Genomic DNA, 3,738 nt, shown 5'->3' with positions numbered 1-3,738 from the left:
GTGAGCCGGACTGGTCGCCGTACCCCTGGTACTACTGAATCGGCCTGTTTCCGCAGGTCAGGGCGTTGCGGACCGTCTCTAGTCCGCAAAAAGTCCGCAAAATCCGAGAGAGGTCCCGCCTCGGGGCCCTCCGCGGAGCCTGCCGAAGGCCGGGCCAAGGCCTGTTTCATGAGCTCGGAGGCCGCCGCCCGCGTGCGATCCTCGGCCGTTGGCCACAAGTGGCTGTAGGTGTTGAGGGTCGTGCTCGCCGACGAGTGGCCGAGGGCGCGCTGCACCGTCACCACGTCGCACCCAGCAGCGATCAGGCCTGAGGCGTAGAAGTGCCGCAGGTCGTGCAGCCGGATCCGGGTGAGTCCGGCCGCCGACCGGGTCGCGCGCCAGCGCCAGTGAATGGCGTTGTCGTAGAGCGGCTCGTCTCCGACCGTGAACAACCAGTTGCCGGTGGAGCTCTCGGTGACGTGCTCGACGACGTGGTGCGACAGGATGCTGACGAGCTCCTCGGGCAGGTAGACGGTTCTCTCCGAGCCGTACTTCGGTGCTCGGAGGACGTACGTGGAGCCTTCGCGCTGCAGCTGCCGGGTGACCGACAGCTGGCCGCGGTTCAGGTCGAGGTCGCCCAGCTGGACGGCGGCCGCCTCGGCCTTTCGCAGGCCGGCGAAGGCGCACAGTGCCACGTAGGCGCGGAAGCCCTTGCGGGTGGAGACCCGGGGGCTGTCGGCATGCTCGATCAACCTCCCGACCTCTTCAACCGTCGGGATCCGCATCGCCGCGTCTGCGCGGCGGCGTCGGGGCAGGACGACGCCGGCGCACGGGTCCGCGGTGATGACGCGATCGGTGACGGCGGCCCGGAACACCGAGCGGACGATGATGAATCTGGTCTTGATCGTCGTCGGCGCCAACCGAGTGCTGAGGTCCTTCACCCACTCCTCGACGTGGGACCGCCGTACCGATCGCAGGGGAAGGTCGCCGAAGGGCACCGAGCTGGTTGCGAGGTCCGCGTTGATCCGCGTTGATGCCACCCACAGCTGTCGTGCCGACCACTGCTCGTAGAACTGCTGGAAGGTGACCTTGCCGGCGTCCGGGTCGACGTAGCTGCCGGTGAGCATGGCAGCGGCGGTCTCGTCGAGCCAGCGCTGGGCGTCGATCTTCCGGTCGAAGTGGCGGGACCGCTCGCGGCCCTGCTCGTCGCGGTAGCGGGCCCGCCAGCTGCCGTCGGGACGCTTGGCGATGTTCCCGGCCATGACTGCTCCTCTCGTCGATCCCAGTGTCAGCGTTCGCTGGCCCGACCGCGGCTGCGCATCGAACCCTGTGGAGAACTCGGGGCGCGGCCCTGTTCTGCGCGCCACAGGACGAGGTCGGAGCGCCAGTAGCGGACATGCCTCTGGACCTTGAAGCTGAAGGGTCCGGTGCCGCAGTAGCGCCAGTACCGCATGGTCGCGACGGGGACGCGGAGGAACTGGGCGGCCTCCTCGATGGTGAGCATCTCGTCGTCTTCGTGGATGTCGATGCCCTGGCGTGCTGTCGTCATGATGGGCGCTCCTAGCGGGTGGCGTTGACGGGGGAGAGGAAGCTGCGCACTTCGGCGACGGTGGTGTAGAGCCGGCCGGTGCCGTTGAAGCGCCAGAACCGTGGTCCGACTCCTCGTCGGCGCCAGTCGCGGACGGTGCGTGGCGGGATCCGGACGAGTGCGCAGAACTCCTCGAACGTGAGCAGGGCGCTGTCGTTCCAGTCGGTGGGGATGTCGATGGGGATCATCGGGTCGCTCCTTCGGGTGGTGTGGTCACCTATGTCCGAAGTGGCCCTCGGTGCGATCAGTTGGTGACGAGCGATCTCAGGGCGAGCCGTTGCGGACGGAGCGATGCTGACGGGCGGACGTCCCCGACTTCGTACCCCCTGGCTGGGGGTATCGGAGGGGGTACGTCGTGTTTGCGCAGGTCAGGCGCATTCCTCAAGTCGTGGCGGCGGCGGGAGGTGCCACTGTGCCGGGGAGGAGGTCATTCAGCGGTCGTGGCGGTGAGGCTGATCCCGATGTGGGTCGCCTCGATGACCAGGATCACGCCGTTGACGTCGGGGGTTCGGTCGAGCGAGGGGCGCGGCGCCAGCGCTCCGGTGACCAGGATCCGCTGCCCGGCGTGGAGCTGTTCCAGTGCCTGGACGGCGAGGGCACCGCGGCAGATGACCTCGCCGATGACCTCGCCGATGTCGTCTCCGATGGCGGCTCCGACCTCGAAGCGGGTCTGGTCGTGATCGGCGCTGAATGGGAAGACGGCCGTGGCCGGTGACCGGTCTTCGTCGAGCGGTGCCGGGTCGGCGCTCACGGTCGCGGCGGCCGTCAGGGTGAAGGACATCGGCTCTACCTTTCCTCGTTTTAAACGAGGAAACATGCTAAGCGTGGGACGGACCAAAGACAATGGGCTCGTGCCTCGGATCGCTCGACCTGACCTCCCTGATGTCGTCGAACGGGCGGTCGAGGTGTTCGGGGCCCGGGTTCGGGTGGCTCTGCTGCGCGCGCTCAACGAGCACGGGCCGTGCACGAAGGCCGAGCTGCACCGGCTGTTGGGTGGCTCCGAGGCGAACATCCACACGCACCTGATGGCGCTGGAGCAGGCCGGGGTGGTGCTCGCTGACCCGCCCCGCAGCGACGAGTCCGGTCCGGTCATCCGCCGCTACACCGTCGACCACGGCCAGGTCGACGCCCTGCTCGAGGCACTCGGCCGAGCGGTCAGGCCACCGGAGCCGCGGTAGCCCGACCTCTGACCTGCGGCCGACGGTTCCGTTCAGATCCCGATCCCGGGCCGCTGTGAGTGGCGTGCCGGCGGTCGACTCGATGCCGGCGTGCGCTGCTCGTCGCGTCGGCGAGCTGGTCTGGTTGGGGTGGGTCCGTAGCGGTCGATGTCGTCGAGGGCGCGTTCGCGGGCGTGGGCGGGGCCGAGGTCGGCGCGGTCGCGGTTGAACGTCGCGATCCATTGCTCGCGGGCCTCGTCGATCGATTCGGCGACGAGGTGAGCGGTGTTGGTGAGCCGGCCGCGAGTCATGGCGACGTACGTAGCGGCGGCGCCAGTGGTGTCGGTGAGGGCGAAGTGGGCATGGTCGACGGTGTCGCCCTGGGCGCCGTGAACGGTGGTGGCGTATGCGAGCTCGACATGGCGGGCGACGTACTCGGCCGGGAGCGTGCGGTCGCCTTGCCGGCCCGTCACCCGCAGGCCGCCGTTGCCGGTGATGCCGGTGACGGTCCAGGTGTCGCGGTTGGCGACGCCGAGGTCGCGGTCGTTGCGTCGGGTCGCGATCCGGTCGCCGATGTTGAGTGCTTCACCGCGGCTCGTGATGGCTGCGTCGCCAGTTCGGTCACCGGTCTGGTTGTTTCGTCGCTGGCGGATGGCGGCGTTGAGGTCGGCGACTTGGTCGCGGGTGTCGGCGATGACGGTGTGCCCGGTCGCGCCGTGCTCGGCGAGGGCGGCGGTGCGTTCGACGTCGGTGGGGTGGAGGACGATGCGTCCGGTGGCGTGGAGCTGGTCGAAGACGTGGACGGCGCGGTCGCCGGTGCGCATCAGCAGCGACAGTTCGGCGTAGGCGGGGTCGGTGAACCGGTGGACGGTGTCGAGCGCGACCTGGGCTTCGGGTGGTGTCCATCGGGTGGCGTGGTCGAGGACGCCGCCGCGGCCAACGGCCGGGAGCTGGTGCCGGTCGCCGATGAGCACGAGGCGGGCGCCGGTCTCGTCGGCGATGGTGAACAGTGCG

6 protein-coding genes are annotated in these 3,738 nt (G+C 69.3%); 1 reads left to right on the top strand and 5 read right to left on the bottom strand.

The window, feature by feature from the left end; all coding sequences use genetic code 11:
• The 4 genes from ACOADB_RS05345 to ACOADB_RS05330 all read right to left on the bottom strand — a co-directional run.
• The coding region (locus tag ACOADB_RS05345) for a tyrosine-type recombinase/integrase (protein WP_378596906.1) at nt 1–1,241 on the bottom strand (1,241 nt) is incomplete at its 3' end.
• Nucleotides 1,242–1,267: 26 nt separating this feature from the next.
• Entirely contained in the window at nt 1,268–1,528 is a 261-nt protein-coding gene (locus ACOADB_RS05340) for a helix-turn-helix domain-containing protein (protein ID WP_378596905.1), read from the bottom strand.
• Between the two features lie 11 nt (nt 1,529–1,539).
• Nucleotides 1,540–1,755 carry a helix-turn-helix domain-containing protein gene (locus ACOADB_RS05335; RefSeq protein ID WP_378596904.1) on the bottom strand — a complete coding sequence of 72 codons (216 nt, stop codon included), beginning with the start codon at nt 1,753–1,755 and terminating at the stop codon, nt 1,540–1,542.
• A 239-nt stretch (nt 1,756–1,994) separates the two neighbouring features.
• Complete coding sequence (locus tag ACOADB_RS05330) at nt 1,995–2,348, bottom strand: hypothetical protein (RefSeq protein WP_378596903.1); 354 nt, start codon at nt 2,346–2,348, stop codon at nt 1,995–1,997.
• Between the two features lie 70 nt (nt 2,349–2,418).
• On the opposite strand from ACOADB_RS05330, the gene ACOADB_RS05325 reads away from it, so the two are divergent.
• On the top strand, nt 2,419–2,745 hold the full coding sequence (locus ACOADB_RS05325) for a winged helix-turn-helix domain-containing protein (RefSeq protein WP_378596902.1): 327 nt from the start codon (nt 2,419–2,421) through the stop codon (nt 2,743–2,745).
• A 32-nt stretch (nt 2,746–2,777) separates the two neighbouring features.
• Here the strand turns inward: ACOADB_RS05325 and ACOADB_RS05320 are convergent.
• Nucleotides 2,778–3,738 (bottom strand): ATP-dependent DNA helicase (locus tag ACOADB_RS05320; RefSeq protein ID WP_378596901.1); only part of this gene is annotated, 961 nt, incomplete at its 5' end.

This window comes from Nocardioides sp. CPCC 206348 (genome assembly GCF_048654705.1).
In the GTDB taxonomy this organism is placed as follows: Bacteria; Actinomycetota; Actinomycetes; order Propionibacteriales; family Nocardioidaceae; genus Nocardioides.
The sequence above is the reverse complement of the archived record's forward strand: the minus strand, read 5'-3'. Positions and strand labels throughout refer to the sequence as shown.

Excerpts from the sequence above, each read along its gene's own strand:
- ACOADB_RS05340 (WP_378596905.1), bottom strand. The coding sequence starts at position 1,528 with ATGACGACAGCACGCCAGGGCATCGACATCCACGAAGACGACGAGATG.
- ACOADB_RS05335 (WP_378596904.1), bottom strand. The coding sequence starts at position 1,755 with ATGATCCCCATCGACATCCCCACCGACTGGAACGACAGCGCCCTGCTC.
- ACOADB_RS05330 (WP_378596903.1), bottom strand. The coding sequence starts at position 2,348 with ATGTCCTTCACCCTGACGGCCGCCGCGACCGTGAGCGCCGACCCGGCA.